Origin of the sequence: Nocardia sp. bgisy134, assembly GCF_965341865.1 — a bacterium.
Taxonomy (GTDB): Bacteria; Actinomycetota; Actinomycetes; order Mycobacteriales; family Mycobacteriaceae; genus Nocardia.
In genome coordinates, this window is sequence record NZ_CBDQZP010000010.1 from 274349 (window position 1) to 298849 (window position 24501).

At 69.0% G+C, this 24501-nt stretch carries 25 protein-coding genes; 11 read left to right on the forward strand and 14 right to left on the reverse strand.

Annotated elements, in window-relative coordinates:
* Positions 1-4 precede the first annotated feature (4 nt).
* From ACRWNM_RS19835 to ACRWNM_RS19845, 3 genes are all read right to left on the reverse strand, one after another.
* Positions 5-676: a response regulator gene (locus tag ACRWNM_RS19835; protein ID WP_431969547.1), complete on the reverse strand. Its 672-nt coding sequence runs from the start codon at positions 674-676 to the stop codon at positions 5-7.
* A gap of 101 nt (positions 677-777) precedes the next feature.
* Complete coding sequence (locus ACRWNM_RS19840; protein ID WP_431969511.1) at positions 778-3615, reverse strand: ATP-binding protein; 2838 nt, start codon at positions 3613-3615, stop codon at positions 778-780.
* Between the two features lie 71 nt (positions 3616-3686).
* Complete coding sequence (locus ACRWNM_RS19845; RefSeq protein ID WP_431969512.1) at positions 3687-3839, reverse strand: hypothetical protein; 153 nt, start codon at positions 3837-3839, stop codon at positions 3687-3689.
* Between the two features lie 250 nt (positions 3840-4089).
* On the opposite strand from ACRWNM_RS19845, the gene ACRWNM_RS19850 reads away from it, so the two are divergent.
* From ACRWNM_RS19850 to ACRWNM_RS19865, 4 genes are read left to right on the forward strand one after another with little or no spacing between them, the layout of a single operon-like run.
* Positions 4090-4368, forward strand: coding sequence for a potassium-transporting ATPase subunit F (locus ACRWNM_RS19850; RefSeq protein ID WP_431969513.1), 279 nt, complete (start codon positions 4090-4092; stop codon positions 4366-4368).
* Positions 4369-6039 (forward strand): potassium-transporting ATPase subunit KdpA, encoded by a 1671-nt coding sequence (gene kdpA, locus ACRWNM_RS19855; RefSeq protein ID WP_431969514.1) that lies wholly within the window; start codon positions 4369-4371, stop codon positions 6037-6039.
* A gap of 1 nt (position 6040) precedes the next feature.
* The gene (gene kdpB, locus ACRWNM_RS19860) at positions 6041-8194 is read left to right on the forward strand and encodes a potassium-transporting ATPase subunit KdpB (protein WP_431969515.1); all 2154 of its coding nucleotides are present in this window, start codon (positions 6041-6043) and stop codon (positions 8192-8194) included.
* Position 8195: 1 nt separating this feature from the next.
* Positions 8196-9080 carry a potassium-transporting ATPase subunit C gene (locus ACRWNM_RS19865; protein WP_431969516.1) on the forward strand — a complete coding sequence of 295 codons (885 nt, stop codon included), beginning with the start codon at positions 8196-8198 and terminating at the stop codon, positions 9078-9080.
* Positions 9081-9196: 116 nt separating this feature from the next.
* On the opposite strand, the gene ACRWNM_RS19870 is transcribed toward ACRWNM_RS19865, so the two are convergent.
* Positions 9197-9718, reverse strand: a complete 522-nt coding sequence (locus tag ACRWNM_RS19870) for a hypothetical protein (protein ID WP_431969517.1) — start codon at positions 9716-9718, stop codon at positions 9197-9199.
* Between the two features lie 51 nt (positions 9719-9769).
* Between ACRWNM_RS19870 and ACRWNM_RS19875 the strand changes: the two genes are divergently transcribed.
* From ACRWNM_RS19875 to ACRWNM_RS19900, 6 genes are all read left to right on the forward strand, one after another.
* Positions 9770-10153 carry an ABC transporter substrate-binding protein gene (locus tag ACRWNM_RS19875; RefSeq protein WP_431969518.1) on the forward strand — a complete coding sequence of 128 codons (384 nt, stop codon included), beginning with the start codon at positions 9770-9772 and terminating at the stop codon, positions 10151-10153.
* Positions 10154-10230: 77 nt separating this feature from the next.
* A complete protein-coding gene (locus ACRWNM_RS19880; RefSeq protein WP_431969548.1) occupies positions 10231-10662 on the forward strand; it encodes a carboxymuconolactone decarboxylase family protein in 432 nt (143 codons plus the stop codon).
* Positions 10663-10722: 60 nt separating this feature from the next.
* Entirely contained in the window at positions 10723-11811 is a 1089-nt protein-coding gene (locus tag ACRWNM_RS19885) for a winged helix DNA-binding domain-containing protein (protein ID WP_431969519.1), read from the forward strand.
* A gap of 291 nt (positions 11812-12102) precedes the next feature.
* Positions 12103-13290 carry a glycosyltransferase family 4 protein gene (locus ACRWNM_RS19890; protein WP_431969520.1) on the forward strand — a complete coding sequence of 396 codons (1188 nt, stop codon included), beginning with the start codon at positions 12103-12105 and terminating at the stop codon, positions 13288-13290.
* Positions 13287-15422 carry an amylo-alpha-1,6-glucosidase gene (locus ACRWNM_RS19895; RefSeq protein WP_431969521.1) on the forward strand — a complete coding sequence of 712 codons (2136 nt, stop codon included), beginning with the start codon at positions 13287-13289 and terminating at the stop codon, positions 15420-15422. Before ACRWNM_RS19890 ends, ACRWNM_RS19895 begins: the two co-directional genes overlap by 4 nt.
* Positions 15423-15490: 68 nt before the next feature.
* Positions 15491-15676, forward strand: a complete 186-nt coding sequence (locus ACRWNM_RS19900; RefSeq protein ID WP_431969522.1) for a hypothetical protein — start codon at positions 15491-15493, stop codon at positions 15674-15676.
* Between the two features lie 17 nt (positions 15677-15693).
* On the opposite strand, the gene ACRWNM_RS19905 is transcribed toward ACRWNM_RS19900, so the two are convergent.
* From ACRWNM_RS19905 to ACRWNM_RS19940, 8 genes are all read right to left on the reverse strand, one after another.
* On the reverse strand, positions 15694-17211 hold the full coding sequence (locus ACRWNM_RS19905) for a PstS family phosphate ABC transporter substrate-binding protein (RefSeq protein WP_431969523.1): 1518 nt from the start codon (positions 17209-17211) through the stop codon (positions 15694-15696).
* 118 nt (positions 17212-17329) lie between these two features.
* Positions 17330-18388, reverse strand: coding sequence for a PHP domain-containing protein (locus ACRWNM_RS19910; protein WP_431969524.1), 1059 nt, complete (start codon positions 18386-18388; stop codon positions 17330-17332).
* A 4-nt stretch (positions 18389-18392) separates the two neighbouring features.
* Positions 18393-18974 (reverse strand): dihydrofolate reductase family protein, encoded by a 582-nt coding sequence (locus ACRWNM_RS19915; protein ID WP_431969525.1) that lies wholly within the window; start codon positions 18972-18974, stop codon positions 18393-18395.
* A 64-nt stretch (positions 18975-19038) separates the two neighbouring features.
* Positions 19039-19899 carry a bifunctional DNA-formamidopyrimidine glycosylase/DNA-(apurinic or apyrimidinic site) lyase gene (mutM, locus tag ACRWNM_RS19920; protein WP_431969526.1) on the reverse strand — a complete coding sequence of 287 codons (861 nt, stop codon included), beginning with the start codon at positions 19897-19899 and terminating at the stop codon, positions 19039-19041.
* A 1-nt stretch (position 19900) separates the two neighbouring features.
* On the reverse strand, positions 19901-20623 hold the full coding sequence (gene rnc, locus ACRWNM_RS19925; RefSeq protein ID WP_141809475.1) for a ribonuclease III: 723 nt from the start codon (positions 20621-20623) through the stop codon (positions 19901-19903).
* A 22-nt stretch (positions 20624-20645) separates the two neighbouring features.
* Complete coding sequence (gene rpmF, locus ACRWNM_RS19930) at positions 20646-20828, reverse strand: 50S ribosomal protein L32 (RefSeq protein ID WP_014987105.1); 183 nt, start codon at positions 20826-20828, stop codon at positions 20646-20648.
* Positions 20829-20882: 54 nt separating this feature from the next.
* Positions 20883-21509 (reverse strand): YceD family protein, encoded by a 627-nt coding sequence (locus ACRWNM_RS19935; RefSeq protein WP_431969549.1) that lies wholly within the window; start codon positions 21507-21509, stop codon positions 20883-20885.
* 164 nt (positions 21510-21673) lie between these two features.
* Positions 21674-22420, reverse strand: coding sequence for a DivIVA domain-containing protein (locus ACRWNM_RS19940; protein ID WP_431969550.1), 747 nt, complete (start codon positions 22418-22420; stop codon positions 21674-21676).
* Positions 22421-22790: 370 nt separating this feature from the next.
* Here ACRWNM_RS19940 and ACRWNM_RS19945 point away from each other — a divergent pair, with 370 nt between their 5' ends.
* Positions 22791-23303, forward strand: a complete 513-nt coding sequence (locus ACRWNM_RS19945; RefSeq protein ID WP_431969527.1) for a GtrA family protein — start codon at positions 22791-22793, stop codon at positions 23301-23303.
* 74 nt (positions 23304-23377) lie between these two features.
* Here ACRWNM_RS19945 and coaD read toward each other — a convergent pair whose 3' ends face one another.
* Positions 23378-23863 (reverse strand): pantetheine-phosphate adenylyltransferase, encoded by a 486-nt coding sequence (coaD, locus tag ACRWNM_RS19950; protein ID WP_431969528.1) that lies wholly within the window; start codon positions 23861-23863, stop codon positions 23378-23380.
* 20 nt (positions 23864-23883) lie between these two features.
* Complete coding sequence (gene rsmD, locus ACRWNM_RS19955; RefSeq protein ID WP_431969529.1) at positions 23884-24441, reverse strand: 16S rRNA (guanine(966)-N(2))-methyltransferase RsmD; 558 nt, start codon at positions 24439-24441, stop codon at positions 23884-23886.
* Between the last annotated feature and the right edge of the window lie 60 nt (positions 24442-24501).

Consider the following 24501-nt stretch of genomic DNA (forward strand, 5'->3'; position numbering starts at 1 on the left):
GCGGTCAGACCTGGAAGCGGTACCCCATGCCCGCCTCGGTCAGCAGGTGCCGCGGACGTGCGGGATCGTCCTCCAGCTTGCGCCGCAATTGCGCGAGATAGACCCGCAGATAATGGGTTTCGGTCGCGTAGGACGGACCCCAGACCTCGCGCAGCAATTCCTTGCGGCCGACGAGCTTGCCCTTGTTGCGGACCAGCATCTCGAGCATCCCCCACTCGGTCGGGGTGAGATGGACGGGCTCGCCGTTCTTGGTGACCTTCTTGGCGGTCAGGTCGACGGTGAACGAATCGGTCACCACCACCGGATCGGACGTCTCGCCGTCGGTCGCCCCGCGGCGCACGGCCGCGCGCAGCCGGGCCAGCAGCTCGTCCATGCCGAACGGCTTGGTCACGTAGTCGTCGGCGCCCGCGTCGAGCGCCTCCACCTTGTCGGTGGAGTCGGTGCGCGCCGAGAGCACGATCACCGGCGCGCTGGTCCAGCCGCGCAGTCCGCCCAGCACCTCGATGCCGTCCATATCCGGCAGGCCGAGATCGAGGATCACCACGTCGGGATGTTTGTCCGCGGCCGCGCGCAGCGCCGCCGCTCCGGTTCCCGCGGTGATCACCTCGTATCCGCGCACCGACAGGTTGATCCGCAGCGCGCGCACGATCTGCGGTTCGTCGTCGACCACGAGCACCCTGATCGACGGAGCCTGCGCGGCTCCGGCTTCCGGCCTGTCCTCGTTCACCACGAATTCCCTTGCAGCCCCGTCGGATTCGACACCTTCCACCACCCTCGTCATCCGTGCGCGCCCCCGGTCCGCGCCGCGTCCTCGCCGTCCCTGCTATTTCTGCCATCGTCCCCCGCACCGACGCGCTCCCCCGAAGCCGCGCCGGACGACACACGCCCGATCCCGGCGTCGGAGGCGCGCCGCGCGCTCGCCCCGGTCCCTCCGCTCGTCGCAGGCACGACGCCCGAGCCCGCCTCGGGCGCGATGCCCCCGTCCACCGCGGGCGTAGTGTCGCGGCCCGCCGACGCCCGGTCGCGACTCTGCTCCGACGCTTCGCCGGACCCGTCCCCGTCGCCCGCCGCACCGCCCTGGTCGCCGACGTCCGACGCTTCGAGAGCTGCACTCCCCACGGCGACGGCCGACTCCGCGGCGGGCAGGTCGACCAGCATCGTCAGTCCGCCGCCCGGTGTGGGTTCGGCGTGCACGACGCCGCCCATCGCCTCGACGAAGCCGCGCACCACCGAGAGACCGAGCCCGACGCCGGTGGTGTTGTCCCGGTCGCCCAGCCGCTGGAACGGCTCGAAGAGCTGTTCCTCCGCGCCGGGCGGCACGCCGGGTCCGCGGTCGACCACCGCGATCGCGACGTGGTCGCCATCGTGTTCGGCGGTGACCCGGACGTGGGTGTCGGGCGGTGAGTGGCGAATCGCGTTGTCGATCAAATTGGCCAGCACGCGCTCCAGCAGCCCCGCGTCGGCCAGCACCGACACCTCGTCGACGGATACCTCCACCCGATTCAACGCTGCGCGGCGCAGGCCGCGCGCGCCCATCCCGACGCTCACCAAGGCGCGGTGCGCCACCTCGTCCATGTACACCTGTCGCAGCTGCGGGCTCACCACGCCGACGGCCAGTCGCGAGGAATCGAGGAGGTTGCCCACCAGCGCGGTCAGCTGGTCCACCGATTCCTCGATGGTCTCCAGCAATTCGGTGGTGTCCTCCGGCGAGAACTCGATGTCGTCGCTGCGCAGGCTGGACACCGCGGCCTTGGCGCCCGCCAGCGGCGTCCGCAGATCGTGGCTCACCGCCGAGAGCAGCGCGCGGCGCAAGCGGTCGGCCTCGAGCAGCGCCGCCGCGGCGCTCGCCTCCTCGGCCAGCCTGGCCTGGCGCACCAGACCCGCCGCCTGGTTGGCCACCGCGGTGAGCACCGGCAGGTCGGCGGCGTCGAGCGGGTGCCCGGCCAGCAACAGCAGGCTGGTGCCGTCCCCCGCCTCGATGACGGTGTCGGCGGCGCCCGGCCGCTCCGGCGGCTCCATACCGACCCGCGCGACGACGGTTCCCGCGCACACCATGCTCACCGCCCGCAGCCCGAACGTCTCACGCACCTGCTCGAGCAGATTCGGCAGATCGGCCCCGTGCAATACCGCACCGGCGAACATGGTCAACAGCTCGGCCTCCCGAGACGCCTTGCGCGACTGTCGCGTTCGCTTGGCGGCGACGTCCACCAACGCGGCCACCGCGAGCGCGACGAACAGCATCACCACCACGGTGACGAAGTTGTCCGGTTCGGCGATGGTCAGGCTGTAGCGCGGATCGGTGAAGAACCAGTTCAGCAGCAATCCCGACAGCAGCGCCGAGAACGCGGCGGGCAGCACGCCGCCGAGCAGCGCGACCGCGACGACCCCGATGAAGAACACGGCGCTCAGCCCGCCCAACTGGAGGTAGCCGTCCAGCGCCACGGCGCTGAGCACGCACACGAGAATCGGGACCAGGATCGCGGCGGGCCAGGCGAGCGCCGGTTGGCGCGGCACCAGAGCACGCCAGCGCAGACCGCGGTGGGCCTCCTCGTGGGTGACCATGTGCACGTCGATCTTCCCCGAGCGCTGCACGACGGCCGAGCCGATGCCCTCGTCGAAGATGCGCGCCCACCGGGAACGGCGTGAGGTGCCGAGCACCAGCTGGGTCGCATTCACCTCGCGGGCGAATTCCAGCAGCGTGCCAGGCACGTCGTCACCGGTGACGGTGTGCAGCGAGGCGTCCAGGCTGCCTGCGAGTTCGCGCAGCCGAGCCAGCCGCTCGGTCGACACGCCCGCCAGCCCATCCCCGCGCACCACGTGCACGACGACGAGATCGGCGCTGGACTTCGTCGCGATCCGGCTCGCCCGGCGCACGATCGTCTCCGACTCCGGGCCGCCGGTCACCGCGACCACCACGCGCTCGCGCGCCTCCCACAGCTCGGTGATGTGGTGGTCGGCGCGGTATTTCGCCAGTGCGGCGTCGACCTGGTCGGCCAGCCACAGCAGCGCGAGTTCGCGCAGCGCGGTCAGATTGCCCGGACGGAAGTAGTTGCGCAGCGCGGCGTCCACCTTGTCGGCCGCGTAGACGTTGCCGTGGGAAAGCCTGCGCCGCAATGCCTCCGGTGTGATGTCCACCAGTTCGACCTGTTCGGCGTCGCGGACCACGGCGTCCGGCACCGTCTCGCGCTGCGTGATCCCGGTGATCCGCTCGACGACGTCGTTGAGGCTCTCGAGATGCTGGACGTTGACCGTCGAGATGACGTCGATGCCCGCGTCGAGCAACTCCTCGACGTCCTGCCATCGCTTCTGATTGGCGCTGCCCGGCGTGTTGGTGTGCGCGAGTTCGTCCACCAGCACGACCGCGGGCGCGCGCCGCAGCACCGCGTCCACATCCAGTTCCGGGAACCGCGCGCCGCGGTACTCGATGATCTTCGGCGGAATCCGCTCGATACCCGCCAGCAACTTCTCGGTCTTGGCCCGGCCGTACGTCTCCACCACCGCCGCCACCACGTCGCGACCACGCTCCAGCCGCCGGTGGGCCTCGCCCAACATGGCGTAGGTCTTGCCGACACCGGGCGCCGCACCGAGGTAGATCCGTAGTTGACCGCGCTTCACACGTCCATCATCGCGCTTTCCAGCATCCACGCCGCGAATCCCTCTGATCAGGCGGCGTGCTGCACCGGCCTTCACGCATCGAAGCCCGGCGCGGCGTCTCCCTGCCGAGCACTCGGCGACGCGACGGTCACCGGCCGCGACTCCGTTGCGCGCAGCGAGAACACGCGAATGACCAGCGCGCAGCACACGAATCCGAGCAGCACCGCGACGGTGACGGGGGACATATCGAACCTTTCCACACGGTGAGCAAGGCGTCGGTCGCGCGGATACACCGCCCGACCGGCCCCACCAGGAATACCGCCGCCACGGACGCCAGTGGCGGATCTTTACGGTCTATTGACGGTCCCGCCCCGGTCCTTGACGTCCTCCTTGTGCGCACCCTGCGCGGGAGACACGACACCGGTCCGGCTCGTGCCCGAGACCGGTGTCCCGCCCGCGCGGCCACCGCGCGCCCGACCCGTTAACGGACCGTCAATGGCGCGCCAAGAGGCGCTAAGAACTCGTCAGGGAAGCGGCCACGCCCCCGAATGGGCGCTTGACTCGCTGTGCGCTCCGCATCCGGGAGCCGCAAGGAGGTCGAAAAGTCATGTCTGTCGTGGTGTTCACGGCGCTCACGGTCGCGGTGTTCGCACTGCTGGGTCTGGTGCAACGAGGGGTGGAGAAGCTGTGACCGCGAACCTGATCGGTCTCGCGCTCGCCGTTTCCGTGGCCGTCTACATGGTCGCGGCCCTGCTCTTCCCCGAGAGGTTCTAGGTGAACACGACAACCGCGGGGATCGTCTTCGTGGCGTCCCTGGTTCTCGCGCTGGCCCTGGTGCACATCCCGCTCGGCGACTACATGTACCGCGTCTACAGCAGCGCCAAGCACTCCCGCGCGGAGCGGCTCGTCTACCGCGCCATCGGCGCGCAACCGGAGGTCGAGCAGACGTGGGCCGTCTACGCCCGCAGTGTGCTCGCGTTCTCGGCGGTCAGCATCCTGTTCCTGTTCTTCTTCCAGTTGATCCAGGGCAGACTGCCGCTGCACCTGAACGATCCCGCCACCGAGATGACCCCGGCGCTGGCCTGGAACACCGCCGTCAGCTTCGTGACGAACACCAACTGGCAGAACTATTCCGGCGAGACCACCCAGGGCCACTTGGTGCAGATGGCCGGGCTCGCGGTGCAGAACTTCGTCTCGGCGGCGGTGGGCATGGCGGTCGCGATCGCGCTGGTGCGCGGGTTCGCCCGCAGGCACACCGGCGACCTCGGCAACTTCTGGGTCGACCTGGTGCGCGGCACGCTGCGCATCCTGCTGCCGATCGCGTTCGTGTTCGCGATCGTGCTGGTGGCGGGCGGCGTCATCCAGAACTTCCAGCTGCACGATCAGGTCGCCCAGACGATCGCGGGCGCGCAGCAGACGATCACCGGCGGCCCGGTCGCCAGCCAGGAGGTCATCAAGGAACTCGGCACCAACGGCGGCGGCTTCTACAACGCCAACTCCGCCCACCCGTTCGAGAATCCGACGACTTGGACGAACTGGATCGAGATCTTCCTGATCCTGGTCATCGCCTCCTCGCTGCCGCGCACCTTCGGCCGCATGGTCGGCAGCACCAAGCAGGGCTACGCGATCGTGGCGGTGATGGGCACGATCGCGCTGACGAGCATCGCGCTGACGAATCTCTTCCAGTTGCAGAACCACGGGACCGTGCCGACGGCCATCGGAGCCGCCACCGAGGGCGTGGAAACTCGCTTCGGCGTGTCGAATTCGGCCACCTTCGCGGCCGCGACCACGCTCACCTCCACCGGCGCGGTGGACTCCTTCCACGATTCCTACACCAGCCTCGGCGGCCTGATGACGATGTTCGACATGCAACTAGGCGAGGTCGCGCCCGGCGGCGTCGGCTCCGGCCTGTACGGCATGTTGATCCTCGCGGTGATCACCGTCTTCGTCGCCGGCCTCATGGTCGGACGCACCCCGGAGTACCTGGGCAAGAAGATCACGCCGCGCGAAATCAAGCTGGCCGCTTCGTATTTCCTCATCAGCCCGCTGCTGGTGCTGACGTTCACCGCGATCGCCATGGCGCTGCCCGGCCAGCGCGCGAGCATGCTGAACGGCGGGCCGCACGGCCTGTCGGAGGTGCTGTACGCGTTCAGCTCGGCCGCCAACAACAACGGCTCCGCCTTCGCGGGCCTCACCGGCAACACCGAGTGGTACAACACCGCACTCGGTCTGGCCATGGTGCTCGGCCGGTTCCTGCCGATCATCTTCGTGCTCGCGCTCGCCGGATCACTCGCCAAGCAGGGCACCACGCCCGCCTCGATCGGCACGCTGCCGACCCATCGCCCGCAGTTCGTCGGGCTGGTGGTCGGCGTGACCGTGATCCTGGTCGCGCTCACCTTCCTGCCCGCGCTCGCGCTCGGGCCGCTCGCCGAAGGAATCGACTGACATGATCGGTACCGCAACCGAACCCGCCGCCCGGCCCGGCACCGCGCCGGAACGCGGCGACCACAAGGTCGCCCGCGGCGTGCTCGACCCCGCCCTGCTGCTGACCTCGCTGCCCGACGCCGTACGCAAGCTGGACCCGCGCACGCTGTGGCGCAATCCGGTGATGCTGATCGTGGAGATCGGCGCGGTCTGGTCGACCGTGCTCGCGATCGCCGATCCGAGCGTGTTCGCCTGGGCCATCGTGGTCTGGCTGTGGCTCACCGTGCTGTTCGCCAACCTGGCCGAGGCGGTCGCCGAGGGACGCGGCAAGGCGCAGGCCGACACGCTGCGCAAGGCCAAGACCGATACGGTGGCGCGGCGCCTCGCCGACTGGTCGCCCGGCGCTCGGGTGGTCGAAGAGCGGGTCGCCGCAACGGAACTGCGCCGGGGCGACTACGTGGTGGTCGAGGCGGGACAGGTCATCCCGGGCGACGGTGATGTCGTGGAAGGCATTGCCTCGGTGGACGAATCGGCCATCACCGGCGAATCCGCCCCGGTCATCAGAGAATCCGGTGGCGACCGCTCCGCGGTGACCGGCGGCACCACCGTGCTCTCGGACCGGATCGTCGTCCGGATCACTCAGGAGCCGGGCCAGAGCTTCATCGACAAGATGATCGCCCTGGTCGAGGGCGCGAGCAGGCAGAAGACGCCGAACGAGATCGCGCTGAACATCCTGCTCGCCGCGCTCACGATCATCTTCGTGTTCGCCGTCGCCACCTTGCAGCCGCTGGCCATCTTCTCGAAGGCGAACAACCCTGGCGTGCCCGACACGGCGGCGCTGAACGCCGACGGCATCACCGGGATCGTCATGGTCGCGCTGCTGGTCTGCCTGATTCCGACCACCATCGGCGCATTGCTGTCGGCGATCGGCATCGCGGGCATGGACCGGCTGGTGCAGCGCAACGTGCTCGCCATGTCCGGCCGCGCGGTCGAGGCCGCCGGCGACGTGAACACGCTGCTGCTCGACAAGACCGGAACCATCACCCTCGGCAACCGGCAGGCCTCGGAATTCCTTCCGATGCCCGGTATTTCGGATGACGAAGTGGCCGACGCCGCGCAGTTGTCCAGTCTCGCGGACGAAACACCCGAAGGCCGTTCGATCGTGGTGTACGCCAAGCAGGCCTACGGCAAGCGCGAGCGCACCCCCGGCGAGCTGACCGGCGCGACCTGGGTGGAATTCACCGCGCAGACCCGCATGTCGGGCGTCGACCTCGCCGATGGACACCAGCTGCGCAAGGGCGCGGCGAGCGCGGTGACCGAATGGGTGCGCGGCAAGGGCGGTTCGGTGCCCGAGGAGGTCGGCATCACCGTCGACGGTATCGCCGCCTCCGGCGGTACCCCGCTGGTCGTCGGCGAGATCAAGGACGGCACCGCACGACTGCTCGGCGTCATCCACCTCAAAGACGTGGTGAAGCAAGGCATGCGGGAGCGCTTCGACGAGATGCGCAGGATGGGCATCCGCACCGTCATGATCACCGGCGACAATCCGTTGACCGCCAAAGCGATCGCGGACGAGGCGGGCGTCGACGACTTCCTCGCCGAGGCCACTCCCGAGGACAAGCTCGCCCTGATCAAGAAGGAACAGGACGGCGGACGTCTGGTCGCCATGACCGGCGACGGCACCAACGACGCTCCCGCCTTGGCCCAAGCCGACGTCGGCGTCGCGATGAATACCGGCACCTCCGCGGCCAAAGAAGCGGGCAACATGGTCGATCTGGACTCCGATCCGACCAAGCTCATCGAGATCGTGGAGATCGGCAAGCAGCTGCTCATCACCCGGGGCGCGCTGACCACGTTCTCCATCGCCAACGACATCGCCAAGTACTTCGCCATCATCCCGGCGCTGTTCGTCGGGCTGTTCCCCGGCCTGGACCTGCTCAATGTCATGCGGCTGGCCAGTCCGCAATCGGCGATCCTGTCCGCGGTGATCTTCAACGCGATCGTCATCGTGGCGCTGATCCCGCTGGCGTTGCGCGGCGTGCGCTACCGCCCGTCGCACGCGTCGAAACTGTTGAGCCGCAACCTGACCGTGTACGGCCTCGGCGGCATCGTCGCGCCGTTCGTCGGCATCAAGCTCATCGATCTCGTCGTCCACCTCCTCCCCGGGATGTCCTGACATGCGTATGTCCACTTGGATCCGCCAGCACCTTGCCGCGCTGCGTGCCCTGCTCGTGCTGACCGCGATCACCGGAATCGTCTATCCGCTGGCGGTTTTCGCGGTCGGCCAACTGCCGGGGCTGAACGAGAAGGCCGACGGCTCACTGCTCACGTCGGACGGAACGGTGGTGGGCAGCAGCCTGATCGGCCAGTCGTTCACCGACGCCGACGGCAACGCGCTCGTTCAGTACTTCCAGAGCCGCCCCTCGGCCGCCGGGGACGGCTACGACCCGCTGTCCACGGCGGCGAGCAACCTCGGGCCCGAGGACATCGTGGATCAGAACGTCTTCGATCCCGAGGGACGGGCGAGCCTGCTGACCGCCGTGTGCGCGCGAAGCAAGGAGATCGGCGACCGTGAGGGGGTCGACGGCTCCCGCCCGTTCTGCACGAAAGACGGTGTCGGCGCGGTGCTCTCGGTGATCGGCCCGCGCGACGCCGACGGCGAGGTCTCACGGCCGGTGCAGGTGATCAGCGTGAACCAGGCATGCCCGGCCGCGCCCTTCCTCGACGCCTATCTCGGAGTGCGGGTCCAGTGCGCCGAGCCCGGCGTGGACTACTCGGTCGGCCGTCTCGTGCCGATCCGCGGCGACGCCCCCGCCGTTCCGGTGGTCCCCGCCGACGCGGTTACCGCGAGCGGCAGCGGCCTCGATCCGCACATCTCCCCCGCCTACGCGGAGCTTCAGGTCCCGCGGATCGCCGAGGAGCGCAACATTTCCGAAGCGGAGGTGCGCATGCTGGTCGAGGCGCATACCGAGGACAGGACCCTCGGGTTCCTCGGGGAGCCGCGCGTCGACGTGGTCGAGCTGAATCTCGACCTGGACCGCACCCACCCCCTTCGCGGCTGAGCTTCGGCTCACCGCGTTCGAAAGAACAGCCCCCCGGCGTGCGTGCACGCCGGGGGCTGTCCACTTTTCCGCGCCAGGTTTCCGCCCGCACGCTCAGGCGGGTGAAATACCTATCGTCACAGCGCGGTGCGGGCGGTCAGGTCGTCCAGCAGGATCATGACCTCGCCCTCTCGCTTGACGACCTCGGTGAGCCGGATCTTCAGACCCAGCACCTCGGCGTCGGCGATCGCGTCCGCCGGTTCGTGCCCGAGGCGCTGCCACTCCGCGCCTGCGGCGACGGCGCCGAGCACCGGTTCGGTCTCGCCCTGGTCGCCGCCGAGGCGGGCGGACACCCGAATCGACGCGTGCGGCGAACGCACCCACAGGTTCAGTATCGCCAGCTTCCCGGCGATCGAGAAGGACTGTCCCGGCTTCGCCACGAGCTCGATCTCGAGATCGGCGCTCGCCCCGCGGACCAGCAGCACGAGCGCGCGCTGGTCCGCACCCGCGACGCCGTCGGCATAGACGCCGGGCGTCTTGCTCGGCGCGCCCTCCGCGAACGTGGTGAGGTGCGTCTTGCTCGCCCCGTCCCCCGCGAGATCCCACTTGTCCTTGTTCTCGAAGTCGTCCAGCAGCACCTCGACCGATGCGTCCGACATCCCCGCTGTCCCTTTCTCCGCGCAGCCCGCCGGACACCCTCCGGCCCCGCCATGAACCCTACAAGCCACCGGGCGGTCCTGCCTGCGCGGCGCGGGGTTCACTCCCTGCTGCCCGCGCTGCAACCTCTCGGCGTGCGAAACATCGAGGTCTTCAGCTTCCCGAACGGCCCGGACCTGAACCAGGCGCTGGTCGGCGGGAAGCTGGACGTGGCGAGTTACGGCGACACTCCCGCCCTGATCGCCCGCGGCAGCGGTCTGCAGACGCGGCTGCCCGCCATCAACGCCGTCGGCCTGAACGCCGTTGTGGTGGTGAAAGATCCGTCGATCACCTCGCTGAAGGATCTCGCGGGCAAGAAGACGGCGTGCCGTCCGGCTCCTACATCGACAGGTATCTGCAAGGCGCGCTGCGCGAAGCGGGCGTCCAGGCCGAGCTGACTGTCACATTTCCCGGCGCCGTCTCGTCCTTGATACATCAGACGAAATCTCGACGAGAGGATGACGACGTGTCACGGATGAAGCTGCCGCAGGCCGCGCCCGAGGTGTACCAGGCGTGGATCGCCGCCGAGGGCGCGATCCGGCGCGGCCCCTTGGACCCGGTCGTCCGGGAACTGGTGAAGATCAGGGCTTCCCAGCTGAACGGGTGCGTGTACTGCATCGATATGCACACCACCGACGCTCGCTTGGCAGGCGAGACCGAGAAGCGCATCTTCCAGCTCGACGCCTGGCGCGAGTCGAGGCTCTACACCGAGGCCGAACGGGCCGCGCTGGCCTACGCCGAGGCGGTGACCCGCCTCGGCGAGCACGGCGTGAGCGACGAGATCTGGACCGAGGTGGAGAAGCACTTCGAGGAGGGCGCGCGGGCGGGTCTGGTCGCCATCACCGCGATGATCAACCTCTGGAACAGGATCGCCGTGCCGCTGCGCATGCTCCCCGAGCCCGTCTGACCGGCCGAGCCGACAAGACTTTACGGTCGGTTTGTCGGTGGTCTCGGCCAGGATGGAGACATGACGGAACTATCGCTACGCGAGCTGAACCGGACCCTACTGCTGCGCCAGAAGCTGTCGGAGCGTGTGGATCTGACGCCGTTCGAGCTCGTCAAGCATCTCGTCGCGGTGCAGGGGCAGGAACCGAATTGGCCCTACATCGGGCTCTGGACGCGCCTGGCCGAGTTCCGGCACGACGATCTCGCCGCACTGCTGCACGACCGGAAGCTGGTGCGCTCCACCATGATTCGCCGAACCGTGCACCTGGCCGACAGCGCCGACTTCCGCTGGCTGCGCCCGACCGTGCAGCCGGTGGTCGACGCGGCGCTGAAGGCCGCGTACTACCGCGAGGAGATCGAGGGCATCGACCTGGCCGAGCTCGCCGCGGCGGGCCGCGCGCTGCTGGCCGGAAAGCAGTTGAGCCGCAGCGATTTCGGCGCACTGCTCGCCGAGCGGTTCCCGGACCGGCATGTCCGCAGACTCGCCGAGACCGTCGAGCTGCTCGTCCCGCTGGTGCACGGCGCGGACACCGGCGCGTGGGGCCGGTGGCGCAATCGCTACGTCACCGTGAGTCTCGCCGAGGAATGGATCGGCGCGCCGATGGCCGCGCCCGACCCCGCCGAGCTCATCCGGCGCTACCTGGCCGCCTTCGGCCCGGCGACCGTCGCGGACATGCAGGCCTGGGCGGGCATCACCCGGCTCGCCGAAGTGGTCGACGAAATGCGTTCGGAGCTGGTCGTTTTCACCGACGATCGGCACCGCGTGCTGTTCGACCTGCCGGACGCGCCGCTGGCCGACCCGGATCTCGACGTGCCGGTGCGCTTCCTGCCCGCCTTCGACAACGCGCTGCTCGGCCACAAGGACCGCCGCCGGGTGATCAGCGAGGAGGATCGCCAGCGGACGGCGAAGGAGGCCTCCGGCGGTGTTCCCATGTATCTCGTCGACGGTTTCGTGCACGGCCGCTGGGCGCTGGAGGACGACACCGTGCGCATCACGCCATGGCATCCGCTCTCTGCCGCGGACGAGGCCGCGCTGCGCGCCGAGGCCGTGCGCCTGCTGGGTTTCGCGACACCCGACGGACACGGGAAAATTTTCGTCGACGGGGGCTGAGAATTCGAAAGAATCGCCGACGATCCGCCCATTTTCGAAAAGAGACTATCGGTCCGGTAACAGTACGAAGAAGATTACTGGCAACTGATGGGTTTGAGCCGAGGCAAACGAGGTACAACCCCTTCGGCCTCCCCTGATCACGTTCCACTGTGACAGGCCAACCAAAGCCCCATGGACGGCGGTGAAGTTCTCGCTCCACCTCCGCCGGCGGCGGCCACCACGTTAGGCACCCGGCGCATCGGTGTGCTGGGTGAATGCGAGTGCAATGGTTGTGTCCCTGGAAGGAGGGTCATGAGCGCAGTGTTCTCGGCGCCGGTTTCGGCGCAGCGTGTGGCTTCGGATCTTCTGTCGATCGATCACCCCGGTACCCGATTCCGAATTGCGATGGTTGTTCCGCCGTATTTCGACGTGCCGCCGAAGGCTTACGGCGGCGTCGAGGCGGTAGTCGCCGATCTGGTCGATTCGCTGGTAACGCGTGGGCACGATGTGACGTTGTTCGGCGCCGGCGAGCCGGGTACCAAGGCTCGCTTCGTACCCCTCTGGGATCGGGCGCTGCCCGAACGGCTCGGCGAGCCGTTCCCCGAAGTCATGCACGCGCTGAAGGTGCGCAAGGCGATCGAACGCCACCACGCCACCTATGGCCTGGATCTGGTGCACGACCACACCTTCGCCGGACCGCTCAACTCACCGGCCTACTACGGCCTCGGCCTGCCCACCGTGGTGACCGTGCACGGGCCGGTGCAGGACGACTGCTACCAGTACTACCGAGCGCTCGGCGACGAAGTGTCGCTCGTCGCGATCAGCGACCGCCAGCGTGTCCTCGCTCCTGACCTGCACTGGGCAGGCCGCGTGCACAACGCGATCAACGTGGCGGACTGGCCGTTCCAGACCGAGAAGGAGGACTACGCGCTCTTCCTCGGCCGGTTCAACGAGTGCAAAGCGCCGCACCTCGCGCTCGAAGCGGCGCACGCCGCGGGAATTCCACTCATCCTCGCAGGCAAGTGCAGCGAACCACCTGAGCTGGCGTATTTCGAAGAGAAGGTGCGCCCGCTGCTCACCGATCGGGATCACGTCTTCGGGATGGCGGACGCCAAGGCCAAGCGCAAGCTGCTCGCCGGTGCGCGCTGCCTGCTGTTCCCGATCCTCTGGGAGGAACCCTTCGGCATGGTGATGATCGAATCGATGGTGTGCGGCACCCCGGTGGTCGCACTGCGCGGCGGCGCGGTCGACGAAGTGGTCGTCGACGGGGTCACCGGCCGCATCTGCGACGATCCGGCCGAGCTGACCGCGGCGATCACCGAAGTGCAGAGCCTGGATCCGATGGCGTGCCGTGCCCATGTCGAGGCGAACTTCGGCTCCGACGGCGCCGGCCGCGGGTACGAGCAGGTCTATTGGAAGCTCCTGCGGCCGAGGAACCGGGTCACCACCCGACTGCCCGAGACAGCGTCGAACGTCGCGGTCGCGAGCAGGCTCGCGTGACAGGAGCATCCGCCGCGAGCGGCCCGACGCCGCTCAACTCGGGTGAACCAACGGGCTTCGGCGGAGCCGGGTCGGTGACACTGGTGGAAGGTGGCACCTTCTGCCTGTCGAACCGGCTCGGCGACGTCGAGCCCGGCCGCCCGCACGGGCTGTTCTTCCGGGACGCGCGCGTCCTTTCGCGGTGGGAACTGCTCGTCGACGGCAGACCGGCGGAACCGCTGTCGGTCCTCAGCCCGGAGGCGTTCATCGCGCGCTTCGTCATGCGCAGACCGCCGAAGGCCGGGCTGGCCGACAGCACCCTGCTGGTCGTCCGCGAACGCATCGTCGCCGACGGCATGCACGAGCTGCTCACGCTGGAGAACATGGGCCGCGAACCCACGGCGGTGACCCTGGAGCTGCACGTCGACGCGGATTTCGTCGATCTGTTCGCGGTCAAGGAAGGCCGCGCGGGGCACGTGCGCGCCGACGTGACCGTCTCCGAAAGCGAACTGCTGCTACACGATCGCTCGGACCGGATGCGCGGCATCACGATCTCGGCCACCGTGGAACCCACCGTGCTGCCCGGCGCCCTGGTGTGGCGAGTCGTCGTTCCGGTCGGCGGCAAGTGGCAGACCGAGGTCATCGCGCAGCCGACGCTGGGCAACCAGCAGGTGCAGATGCCGATCACGCCGGGCGAGCACGTCGGCCACAGCGCGCCGTGCCGCAAGATCGCGGCGTGGCGCGACACCGCCACCGACATCTCCTCGGCGGACCCGGTGCTCACCCAGGTGCTGCGCCGCACCGAAAGTGATCTGGGCGCCTTGCAGATTCACGACGACACCGGCGGAAGCAGGCCGTTCGTGGCGGCGGGCGCGCCGTGGTTCATGACGCTGTTCGGGCGCGACAGCCTGCTCACGGCATGGATGGCGCTGCCGCTCGCGGTGGACCTCGCCCTCGGCACGCTGCAACAGCTGGCCGAACTGCAAGGGCAGGAACTGAATCCGCTCACCGAGGAAGAGCCGGGGCGGATCATGCACGAGATGCGGCGCGGTCCCTCCGGCGGCCAAGTACTGGGCGGCGCCATCTACTACGGAACCGCCGACGCCACACCGCTGTTCGTGATGCTGCTCGCCGAATGCCATCGGTGGGGCGCGGATCCGCGGGCGATCGAAGAACTGCTTCCCGCTGCCGACGCGGCACTGGAATGGATCGCGGAGTACGGCGACCGCGACGGCGACGGATTCGTCGAGTACCGCCGCGCCACCGACCGCGGTCTGATCAACCAGGGCTGGAAGGACAGCTTCGACGGAATCAACGACGCGGGAGGCCATCTCGCCGAGGCGCCGGTGGCGCTGTGCGAGGTGCAGGGCTACGTGCACGCGGCCCTGCTCGCCAGGGCGGAGCTGGCCGAGGCCTTCGACGAACAGCGCCTGGCCACCCGCCTGCGCGAGCGGGCGGCCGAACTGCGCGGGAAGTTCACCGAGCAGTTCTGGATGCCGGACCGCGGCTGGTACGCGGTCGCGTTGGACGGCACCAAGCGGCACGTCGACGCGCTGACCAGCAATGCGGCGCACTGTCTCTGGGCGGGTATCGCCAGCGACGAGCACGCCGAGGAACTGGTGCGTCAACTGGCCAAGGAGGAGATGGACACCGGTTTCGGGTTGCGCACACTGGCCGCCAATATGGGCGCCTACAACCCGATGAGCTATCACTGCGGCTCGGTGTGGCCGCACGACACCGCGATCGCCGTGGCCGGGCTGCTGCGCTACGAGCACGTGCCGGGCGCGACGAAGCTGGCCACTCGGCTGGCCACCGGATTGCTGGACGCGGCAGCGGCTTTCGACGGGCGCCTGCCCGAGCTGTTCTGCGGCTTCCCGCGTTCCCGGTTCGCGGTCCCGGTGCCCTACCCCACGTCCTGTTCGCCGCAGGCCTGGGCGAGCGCCGCGCCGCTGCTCCTGGTGCGGGCCTTCCTCGGCCTGAATCCCGATGTGCCCCAGCGCACGCTGACCGTGCGGCCGCGGCTCCCCCAGGCCTGGGGCAAGGTGTCGCTCACCGCGCTGCGACTCGGTGAGATCAGCGTCGACCTGGAAGCGGAAGGAAACCAGGTGCTCTCGGCTCGACTGCCCGACGATTGGCAGCTGATCACTCTATGAAACGCTCGCGATAGCCTCCCGCGCACGGGAATCGGGCACCCTGCGCCGACGCGGGCTGGAGGTGCACGATGCAGACATCGCTGGACAAGCGGGACCTGTGGAGCACTCAGCACAGAGACTGCGGGATCGAGCCCACGGACCTGGATCTGGAGCTAGCGCTGTTCCTGCGCAGCGTCCACGCCGGGCACGGACCCGGCTGTCGCCAGTACCTGGCCGCCGCCGCCTACTGTTTCGGCCACACCGAAGCGCACTGACCGGCGGCGCGACCGGCTCATGACGCCGGTGCGCAGCGGCCCGGTTCGATGAGCTCGCTGGCGCACGGCTCGTTGCCGTGCGCGCGCAGCACTTCCGCGCCCACGTTCGCGGTGAGGTAGTGCAGGAAGCTCGCCGCGAGCGAACCCGCGGGGAGGTCGCCGTTGCTGTAGGCGTATTCGATGCCCCAGAAGGGATAGGAGCGGTCGATCGCGGCCTGCCTGCCCGGCGCGACGCCGCCGAGCGTGACGATGCGCATCTCGGCCCTGCGGGCCTCGGAGAGTTCGCCGTAGCCGATCGCGCCGGGAAGCTCGTCCACGGCCTTGTGCATGTCCTTGGTGACCGGCACGTCGCAGTAGGCGCCCGCGGTGTCCTTGATGGCGGTGCAGCTGCGGTGCGGGCGGGCGGGTTGCTCGCCGCCGAGCAGCGCCGTCTCGAAGATCACCCGAGTGCCCGATCCCGGCGCCCGATCGATGAGCACGACGGGCAGATCCGGCCCGCCGACCTGCCGCCAGTTGGTGATCCGACCCTGGTACATGTCCCGGACTTGGGCGATCGTGAGATCGGTGACGCCGAGATTCTTGTGCACGAAGACGGCGAACAGGGACACCGCGAGCGGACGCGGTCGCAGCGCGGGATAACCCGGGCCCTTCGCGCCGTCGCTGATCGTGAGGAGCTCGGCATCCGGCCCCGCCTCGGCCAGCCGGTCGAGGCCGCGTTCGGTGCCTTGGAAGTCGAAGGCGAACTCGGCTCCGGTGCAGCGCTTCTCGTACTGCGTCGCCGCGTCGCGGACGACGGGCTCGAACGCCGAGGAGCCGACCAGGGTGAGCCTGCCCGCGGCACAGTCCAACGGGGTCGGCGGCTGTAACCGGGCGACGACGAACTGCCCGATGATCACCAGCACCAGAAAAGCGGTGAGCACCAGCATGACCCGGGAGATTCCGGTGCGGCTGCGCGTCTCGACGACGCGCCCGCCGCGAATCTCGCCGCGCAGCACCGGCGTGCGCTCCTCCTCGGTGCCGCCAGTTTCGGACTGCTGAAGAATGGCCAGGATCTTGTAGTGGTGCTTTCTGGTCAGCGGGACCTTTGGCAGATCGATGACGCCGATGCGTCCTCCGGTGTCCTCCCTGACGGCGATACCCGAACCGGGACCGAGGCTTTCGGCCAGGTCGGGATCGCTCAGCTCGGTCACCGCCATGCCGAGCACCCGGCGTCGCGGGAAGTGCAGGTGCAGACCGATGCGCGCGGTCGGCGCCATGTAGTCCGACGCCGTGATCGCGGTGCTGCCGCTGTTCTCGATGCGCACCAGCACCACCGACAGATCGCGCAGTTCGGGTCCGGCATCCCCGGTGTTCGCGCGCAGGTTCTCCAGCACCCCGGGGAACACCGATTCGATCTCGCCGGTGACGGGCGTGTCCATCTGCACGCGGTAGCCGAGCCGCCTGCGGCCCACGAAGACGAACTCCCACACGAATGCGGCGACCGGCACCGCGATGCCGACGAGCGCGAGAACGGTGTCGAGCGAGAAGTCCCCCACCTGTTGCCCCACCCCCAGGATGTCGATGTGGGCCTATTGTCCAGTGCTCTAGCACATTTCGCGGAGGCGGACGCCGAATGTTCGCCAGCCGTTCACTGCCCGACCACCTCGGGAACGGTCAGGACGCAGCCGTCCAGGCCAGGAGATCGTCCACCGGCCAGGTGTTGATCACCCGATCCGGGTCCACGCCGTTGGCGACGGCGCGCTCGCATCCGTAACCCTGCCAATCCAATTGGCCGGGAGCATGCGCGTCGGTGTCGACGGAGAAGTGGCACCCGATCTCCACCGCCAGCCGCAGCAACCGGGAGGGCGGGTCCAAGCGCTCCGGACGGCAGTTGATCTCCACCGCGGTGCCGTACTTCTTGCACGCCTCGAAGACCAGTTCGGCGTCGAAGGTCGATTCCGGCCGGTTGCCGCGGACGCCCTCGACCAGTCGGCCGGTGCAGTGGCCGAGCACGTCGACGTTCGGGTTGGCCACCGCGTAGACCATGCGCTTGGTCATGGTCGCGCTGTCCGCGCGCAGGTGCGAATGCACGCTGGCCACCACGATGTCGAGCTCGGCGAGCAGGTCGGCCTCCTGATCGAGGGCGCCGTCGTCGAGGATGTCGACCTCGATACCGGTGAGGATGCGAAACGGCGCGAAGCGCTCGTTCAGCTCCGCCACCACGTCGAGCTGGCGGCGCAGCCGCTCGGCGGACAGTCCGTTGGCGACCGTCAGGCGCGGCGAATGATCGGTGAGCGCGCAGTATTCGTGTCCGAGCGCCGCGGCGACGCTCATCATCTCCTCGATCGGGCTGCCGCCGTCGGACCAGTTCGAATGGGTGTGCAGGTCGCCGCGGAGCCGTTGGCGCAGCGGCTTGCCCGGCGCGCCGATGGGCTGCGCGGCGCGGCGCAGGCCGGCCAGATAGTCGGGGACCTGTCCCGCGCAGGCCTGCGCGATGACGGCGGCCGTCTTCGGGCCGATGCCGGACAGGTCCTGCCAGATGCCCGCCGCCTGGTACGCGGCGAGCTCGTCCGGCGACAATTCCGCCACCACCTCGGCGGCGCGACGGTAGGCCTTGACCCGGTGGGTCTGGGCGCGGCCGCGCTCGAGCCAGAAGCCGATCTCGCGCAACGCTTCCACCGGACCGGGCGCACCCGCCCCGTCCGGTTCGGCGATCCGATCGGCGTCGGTCACGCGGCTATCGAATCCTGCTGTACTTCACGAATGCCACGCCATCCTCGAACACCCGGCTGGTGATCACGCGGAACCGGGCCGCCTCCGGCAGCCGGGGCCCGGAGCCGAACAGCGAGCGGCCGCGGCCGAGCACGATCGGATACAGCTTCAGGAAGATCTGATCGATCTCGGGAAGCAGCACCTGTGCCAGCTCGCCGCCGCCGCACAGCCAGATGCCGAGGCCCTTGTCCCGCTTGAGTTCTCGCACCCGCTCCAGCGGATCGTGCGAGATCAGCTCGACGGCGGGGTCCGGGTTCTCCGGCAGGGTCGTGGAGACCACGAACTGCCGCAGGTGGGCGTACGGGCTCGAGGTGCCGGTGCGGACGCCGAAATCGTGCGTCTTGCGCCCCATCAGCACCGTGTCGAAGTTGGCATTGCGCTTGGTGATGCCGCGCGCCTCCCGCACCTTGGTCGGCAAGGTCTCGGGATACTGCGCGGTGATCGCCGGGCCGTGGTCGCCGCCGACCGGGAAGAAGTCGACCGACCCGTCCTCGGTGGCGATGAACCCGTCGATGGTCGACGCTACGTAGTAGGTGAGCTTGCGCATATGTCCTTCCTCCACGGCCGGGGAGACGTCCCGGACTGCATGAGGAAACGGTAGCTCGCTCGGGTCAGCGGCGGCGCGGCTTCGGCTGGCAGCGCGGGCAGGAGTACGAGGAACGGTTCATAAAACGCTCGCGCACGACGGGCGCGCCGCAGCGTCGGCACGGCTCGTCCTCCCTGCCGTAGACGGCGAGCGCGCGTTCGAAGTAGCCGGATTCGCCGTTGACGTCGACGTAGAGCGCGTCGAAGGAGGTGCCGCCCACGGCGAGCGCCTCACCCATCACTGCGGCGACCGCGTCGAGCAGCTCGCGGAGGACGGGCCGGGTCAGGCCGGAGGCGAGGCGAGTGCCGTGGATCCTAGCGCGCCAGAGCGACTCGTCGGCGTAGATGTTGCCGATGCCGGAGATCACCGACTGGTCGAGCAACACCCGCTTGATCTCGGACTGCTTGGTCCGGATTGCGGCCACCGCCGCTTCCCGGTCGAAGCGCGGGTCCAGCGGATCACGGGCGATGTGCGCGACGGGCTCGGGCACCAGGGTGCCGTCGACCTCGACCAGCGGTGCCAGCGCCCAGCCGCCGAAGGTGCGCTGGTCGACGAAGCGCAGCTGAGTGCCGTCGTGCAGGGTCGCCTGGATGTGCGCGTGCTTCTCCAGCGGGACGTCGGCGGGCCGCACCAGCATCTGGCCGCTCATGCCGAGATGCACGACGAGCGCGTCGTCGCCGTCGTCGAAAGTGAGCCAGAGATACTTGCCGCGCCGCTCGGCGGCTGCCACGCGCTGACCGGCCATGCGCGCCGCGAGATCGGCCGCGCCCTCGAGATGGCGGCGCACCGACCGCGGGTGCGTGACGATCACCGATTCGATGGTGCGGCCGACGACATGATCGGCGAGTCCGCGCCGGACGACCTCGACCTCGGGGAGTTCGGGCACGTCAGGCTTCGGCGGTCAATGCCTGGTAGGCGGCGCCCGCGGCCTTCTGCTCCGCTTCCTTCTTGGACCGGCCCACGCCCTGCCCGTAGGCACGGCCGCCGATCACCGTGGTCGCGGTGAATTCCTTATCGTGGTCGGGGCCCGTCGAGGTGATCTCGTAGCTGGGCACGCCGAGGCCGCGTTCCGCGGTGAGCTCCTGCAGGCTGGTCTTCCAGTCGAGCCCGGCACCCATCCTCGGACCGCGCTCGAGCAGCTCGGCGAACAGCCGCAGCACCACGCCGCGCGCCACGTCGATGCCGTGTTGCAGGTGGACCGCGCCGAGCAGCGACTCCATGCCGTCGGCGAGGATGCTCGGCTTGTCCCGGCCGCCGGTGAGCTCTTCGCCCTTGCCGAGTAACAGGTGCACGCCGAGTCCGCCCTCGCCGAGCCCGCGCGCCACCTCGGCGAGCGCGTGCATGTTCACCACGCTCGCCCGCAGCTTGGCCAGTTCGCCCTCGGACTTGTCCGGGTGCTCGTGGTACAGCCGCTCGGTGATGCTGAGGCCGAGGACGGAGTCGCCGAGGAATTCCAGGCGCTCGTTGGTCGGCAGCCCGCCGTTCTCGTAGGCGTACGACCGGTGTGTCAGCGCTAGGCGCAACAGATCCGGTCGCACGTCGACGCCGAGGGCTTCGAGCAGGCTGGCATGTTCACCGGACGAGCCGGCTTCGTCCTTGCTGACGGTCACGTCGATACGACAGGTCGAACTGTCAGACGGCGGCGGTGACCTGGCGGCCCTTGTAGGTGCCGCAGGACGGGCACGCGATGTGCGGCAGGGTCTTCTCGCCGCAGGCGCGGTTCGGGCAGGTGATCAGGGTAGGCGCGGTGGCCTTCCACTGGCTGCGCCGCGACCTGGTGTTGGAACGGGACATCCGGCGCTTGGGAACGGCCACGACTAACTCTCCTCTGTCCTAATTGCTCTGCCGGTTCGGCTGATGGTCTTGCGTTTATCGTTCTGGGTCGGCGTCCGCGTCGGGACTGCCGTTGCCGGGCGATTCGGTGGCGAACTTCGCCAGCCCGGCCCAGCGAGGGTCAAGTATCTCATGCCCATGATCGGAACCCGCAATCGCCATCCGCACGCCACATTCCGGGCACAGCCCGGCGCAGTCCGGTGTGCACAGCGGCTGCAGCGGCAGCTCCAGTCCGATGGCGTCGACGACCACCGGCTCCAGGTCGATGAGGTCGTCGTCCATCCGGTAGATCTCGTCGGCCTCGGTGGTCTGCTCGGTGGTGCTGTCGGGGTAGGCGAACAGCTCCGTGAGATGGAGGCGGACCTCGTCGGTGAACGGTTCGAGGCAGCGCGAGCACTCCCCCGCCGTCGGCGCGATCACCGTTCCGGTGACCAGCACACCCTCGGACACGGCTTGCAGTTGCAGGTCGAGCTCGACCTCCGCCCCCTCCGGGATGGCGACCAGGTCCAACCCGATCTTCTCGGCGGTGGTGACCGTGCGCTGCAGCTCCCGCATCGTGCCGGGGCGGCGCCCCAGGCTGCGGATGTCCAGCACGAAACCCGCGTCCGTCTTGCGGCGCGAGGCCGCACGGGGACGCGACGCAGAACCGGAACCGGCGGGCATCACGAACTCACTCACGATCGAAGGGAAATGGGCAACCACTCAACAATACGCGAGGTGCAGGCCGAACCTCAAAACGCAGGCGGCGCCGCAGCATCGGCCAACGCACCGCCCGGACAGCGCGCCGCGGCGGAAAGACGGTCGCGTCGGACGGCGCCGCGCCGCGGTCAGCGGCGGAATTCCGCCGCGTAGTCGGGCGCTCCCGCACCGCTGCGCAGCTGGTGCCGCCCGCGTCCGACGGTGCGCAAGGTGCTGTTCAGCGTTTCCTCGAACTGGGCGAGCGTCGAATCCACGTAGTGGTCGCAGTCGTCGCGCATCCGGTCGGCCTGCGCGTGCGCGCCGTCGATGATGCGCGCGGACTCGGCGTGCGCCGCCCTGACCACTTCGGTCTGGGCCACCAGGCGCTCCTGCTCGGCGCGACCCTCGGCCACCGAGCGTTCGTAGGACGCCTTGCCCGCCTCGATCATGCGGTCCGACTCGGTGCGCGCCCGGCCGGTGACCGCCTCGAACTCGGCGTTGCCGTCGGCCACGACGCGGTCGGCCTCCTCCTGCGCGGCCGCGACCAGGTGATCGGCGTGCGCGCTCGCCTCGGCCACCATCCGGTCCGCGTGCGCCTTCGCCTCGGCGAGAATGCGGTCGGCCTCCTGGCGCGCCGAGCCGATGGTCTGCTCGGCCTGTTCGTTGGCGGAGGTCACGGTGATCTCGGCGGCCGAGCGAGCGTCGGAGACGATCTTGTCGCGATGGTCGAGCACGTCCTGGGCGTCGTCGAGTTCCCCGGGCAGCGCGTCGCGCACGTCGTCGAGCAGCTCGAGGACGTCGCCGCGCGGCACGATGCAACTGCGGGTCGGCGGGATGCCGCGCGCCTCTTCGACGATGGCCACCAGCTCGTCGAGTGCCTCGAATACGCGAAACATGCTCACTACCCCGCTCTCCTGCTGAATCGGGCGAAACTCTCCGCCGACGCCCAGTGTGCCCCTCATCACGGCGTATGCCGAGTCCTCTATCGGTGTGTCGTCACAGTGTCTCGTACACCACAAAATCAAGTGGAGGAATCCCCTCCACTTCGTGCTACATTTTTTTCGAGAGGGTCTCGACAAGATCTTCTTAAGGGGACCGCAGGGCCACACGGGAACTGTGGGACCGGAGGGAACGGACGCCTTGCCGGACAGTTGACTGGTTCCAAATGTTCAGTACATACTGAACGCAAGGAACAGGAAGGTCGGGGAGGAAAGCGGCAACCGCCGCTGTTGTCCCTTCCAAGGCTCGGGTTGGATCGGAAGAGCAATGACGGTTCTGGAAGTACCACGCTCGGCAGTGGTGCCCGTCGGCGTCTACACGCCGTGGGCCTTCCCGTACCCCACGGTGCGCACGCTGCCGGTCGCCCGATTCGGGCAGCTTCTGCAGTATCTGCGCGGCGATCGCGCCTTCGCCCAGCTGGTCCGCTTCGCACTGGTCGGCGGCTCCAGCAACGTCGCCTACGTCCTGCTCTTCTTCACCATGCACGGCATCGGGCCGATCGCGGCCAACATCGCCGGTTCGGTGGTGAGCACGATCATCGCCAACGAGCTGCACCGCCAGCTCACCTTCCACGCTGCGGGCCGGGTCGGCTGGTTCACCGCGCAATGGGAGGGCGGCGGACTCGCCTTGGTCGGACTCGCCATCACCACCGCCGCGCTGGCCGGGCTCGAGTTCTGGGCGCCAGGTCTCGGCGGTACCGCCCAGGCGGCGGCCGTCCTTGCCATCACCGCTGCGGTCGGCGGCATGCGCTTCCTCGCCCTACGCGGCCTGGTGTTCTGAGAACGCCCTCGAACGAATCCGCCCCGGTTCCGCACGATTCGGAACCGGGGCGTTTTTCTGTCCGTGGGATCAGTTCAGCCGCGCCGTTCGGCGAGGCGATCGAGCAGGCGCTTGTGCACCGACGGCGGAAGCATGTCGCTGACGTCGCCGCCGTAGGCCGCCACCTCTTTGACCAGCGAGCTGGACAGGAAGCTGAAGGTCGGGTTGGTGGCGATGAAGAAGGTGTCCACCCCGGAGAGCTTCTTGTTCATCTGGGCCATCTGCAGTTCGTAGCCGAAATCGGTGGCGTCGCGCAGGCCCTTGACGATGGCGGTGATGCCCTGATCCTTGGCGAAGTCCACGAGCAGGCCCTGCCAGGAGGCGACCCGCAGGTTCGGCAGGTGCGCGGTCGCCTCGCGCAGCATCTCCATCCGTTCCTCGACGGTGAACATGCCCTGCTTCTTCGGGTTCACCATGACGGTCACCACGACCTCGTCGAATTGCGCCGCCGCGCGGGCGAATACGTCGAGATGCCCGTTGGTGACCGGATCGAAGGACCCGGGACACAGTGCTCCAGCCATGACGCGACGCTACCACCCGGTCACGGCCGGTAGTCGGCCAGTTCCAGGCGGGTTTCGCCGTAGCGGCGCGGCTTGGCGGGCACGAAGGCTGCGGGCCAATCGATTTCGGGTGACCTGCTGGATCGTTCGATGACGATCAGCGCGCCGGGATGCAGCCAGGCTCCGTCGGCGAGCGCGACCAGGTCGGCGGTCACCGCCGCGGTGTCCACATCGTAGGGCGGGTCGGACAACACCAGATCGAACCGGCCCGCACCGCCCTGGGCGAGCACCGCGGCGACCGGCCCGACGCGCAGTTCCGCGCCGGGCAGGCCGAGGTCGGCGATGTTGCCGCGCACCACGGCCGCCGCCTTGCGATCCGATTCGACGAGCAGCGCGTAGGACGCGCCGCGGGAGAGCGCCTCCAACCCGAGCGCGCCCGAGCCCGCGTACAGGTCGAGCACCCGGACGCCGTCCAGATCCATCCTGGCGTCGAGCGCGCTGAACAGCGCCTCGCGCACCCGGTCGGACGTGGGCCTCGTGCCCGCGGGCGGCACCCGGAGGCGCCGCCCGCCCGCCGCGCCCGCGACGATCCGCGTCATTCCGCGGTCGACTCGCGCACGGCCAGTTCGACCAGCAGGTCACCGCCCTCGACCTGCTGC

Bases quoted from the DNA above. Each gene is read 5' to 3' on its own strand.
- ACRWNM_RS19845 (WP_431969512.1), bottom strand. From the start codon at position 3,839: ATGTCCCCCGTCACCGTCGCGGTGCTGCTCGGATTCGTGTGCTGCGCG.
- ACRWNM_RS19850 (WP_431969513.1), top strand. From the start codon at position 4,090: ATGGCGCGCCAAGAGGCGCTAAGAACTCGTCAGGGAAGCGGCCACGCC.
- kdpB (WP_431969515.1), top strand. From the start codon at position 6,041: ATGATCGGTACCGCAACCGAACCCGCCGCCCGGCCCGGCACCGCGCCG.
- ACRWNM_RS19865 (WP_431969516.1), top strand. From the start codon at position 8,196: ATGCGTATGTCCACTTGGATCCGCCAGCACCTTGCCGCGCTGCGTGCC.
- ACRWNM_RS19870 (WP_431969517.1), bottom strand. From the start codon at position 9,718: ATGTCGGACGCATCGGTCGAGGTGCTGCTGGACGACTTCGAGAACAAG.
- ACRWNM_RS19875 (WP_431969518.1), top strand. From the start codon at position 9,770: ATGAACCCTACAAGCCACCGGGCGGTCCTGCCTGCGCGGCGCGGGGTT.
- ACRWNM_RS19880 (WP_431969548.1), top strand. From the start codon at position 10,231: ATGAAGCTGCCGCAGGCCGCGCCCGAGGTGTACCAGGCGTGGATCGCC.
- ACRWNM_RS19885 (WP_431969519.1), top strand. From the start codon at position 10,723: ATGACGGAACTATCGCTACGCGAGCTGAACCGGACCCTACTGCTGCGC.
- ACRWNM_RS19890 (WP_431969520.1), top strand. From the start codon at position 12,103: ATGAGCGCAGTGTTCTCGGCGCCGGTTTCGGCGCAGCGTGTGGCTTCG.
- ACRWNM_RS19900 (WP_431969522.1), top strand. From the start codon at position 15,491: ATGCAGACATCGCTGGACAAGCGGGACCTGTGGAGCACTCAGCACAGA.
- ACRWNM_RS19915 (WP_431969525.1), bottom strand. From the start codon at position 18,974: ATGCGCAAGCTCACCTACTACGTAGCGTCGACCATCGACGGGTTCATC.
- ACRWNM_RS19935 (WP_431969549.1), bottom strand. From the start codon at position 21,509: ATGCCCGCCGGTTCCGGTTCTGCGTCGCGTCCCCGTGCGGCCTCGCGC.
- ACRWNM_RS19940 (WP_431969550.1), bottom strand. From the start codon at position 22,420: ATGTTTCGCGTATTCGAGGCACTCGACGAGCTGGTGGCCATCGTCGAA.
- ACRWNM_RS19945 (WP_431969527.1), top strand. From the start codon at position 22,791: ATGACGGTTCTGGAAGTACCACGCTCGGCAGTGGTGCCCGTCGGCGTC.
- coaD (WP_431969528.1), bottom strand. From the start codon at position 23,863: ATGGCTGGAGCACTGTGTCCCGGGTCCTTCGATCCGGTCACCAACGGG.
- rsmD (WP_431969529.1), bottom strand. From the start codon at position 24,441: ATGACGCGGATCGTCGCGGGCGCGGCGGGCGGGCGGCGCCTCCGGGTG.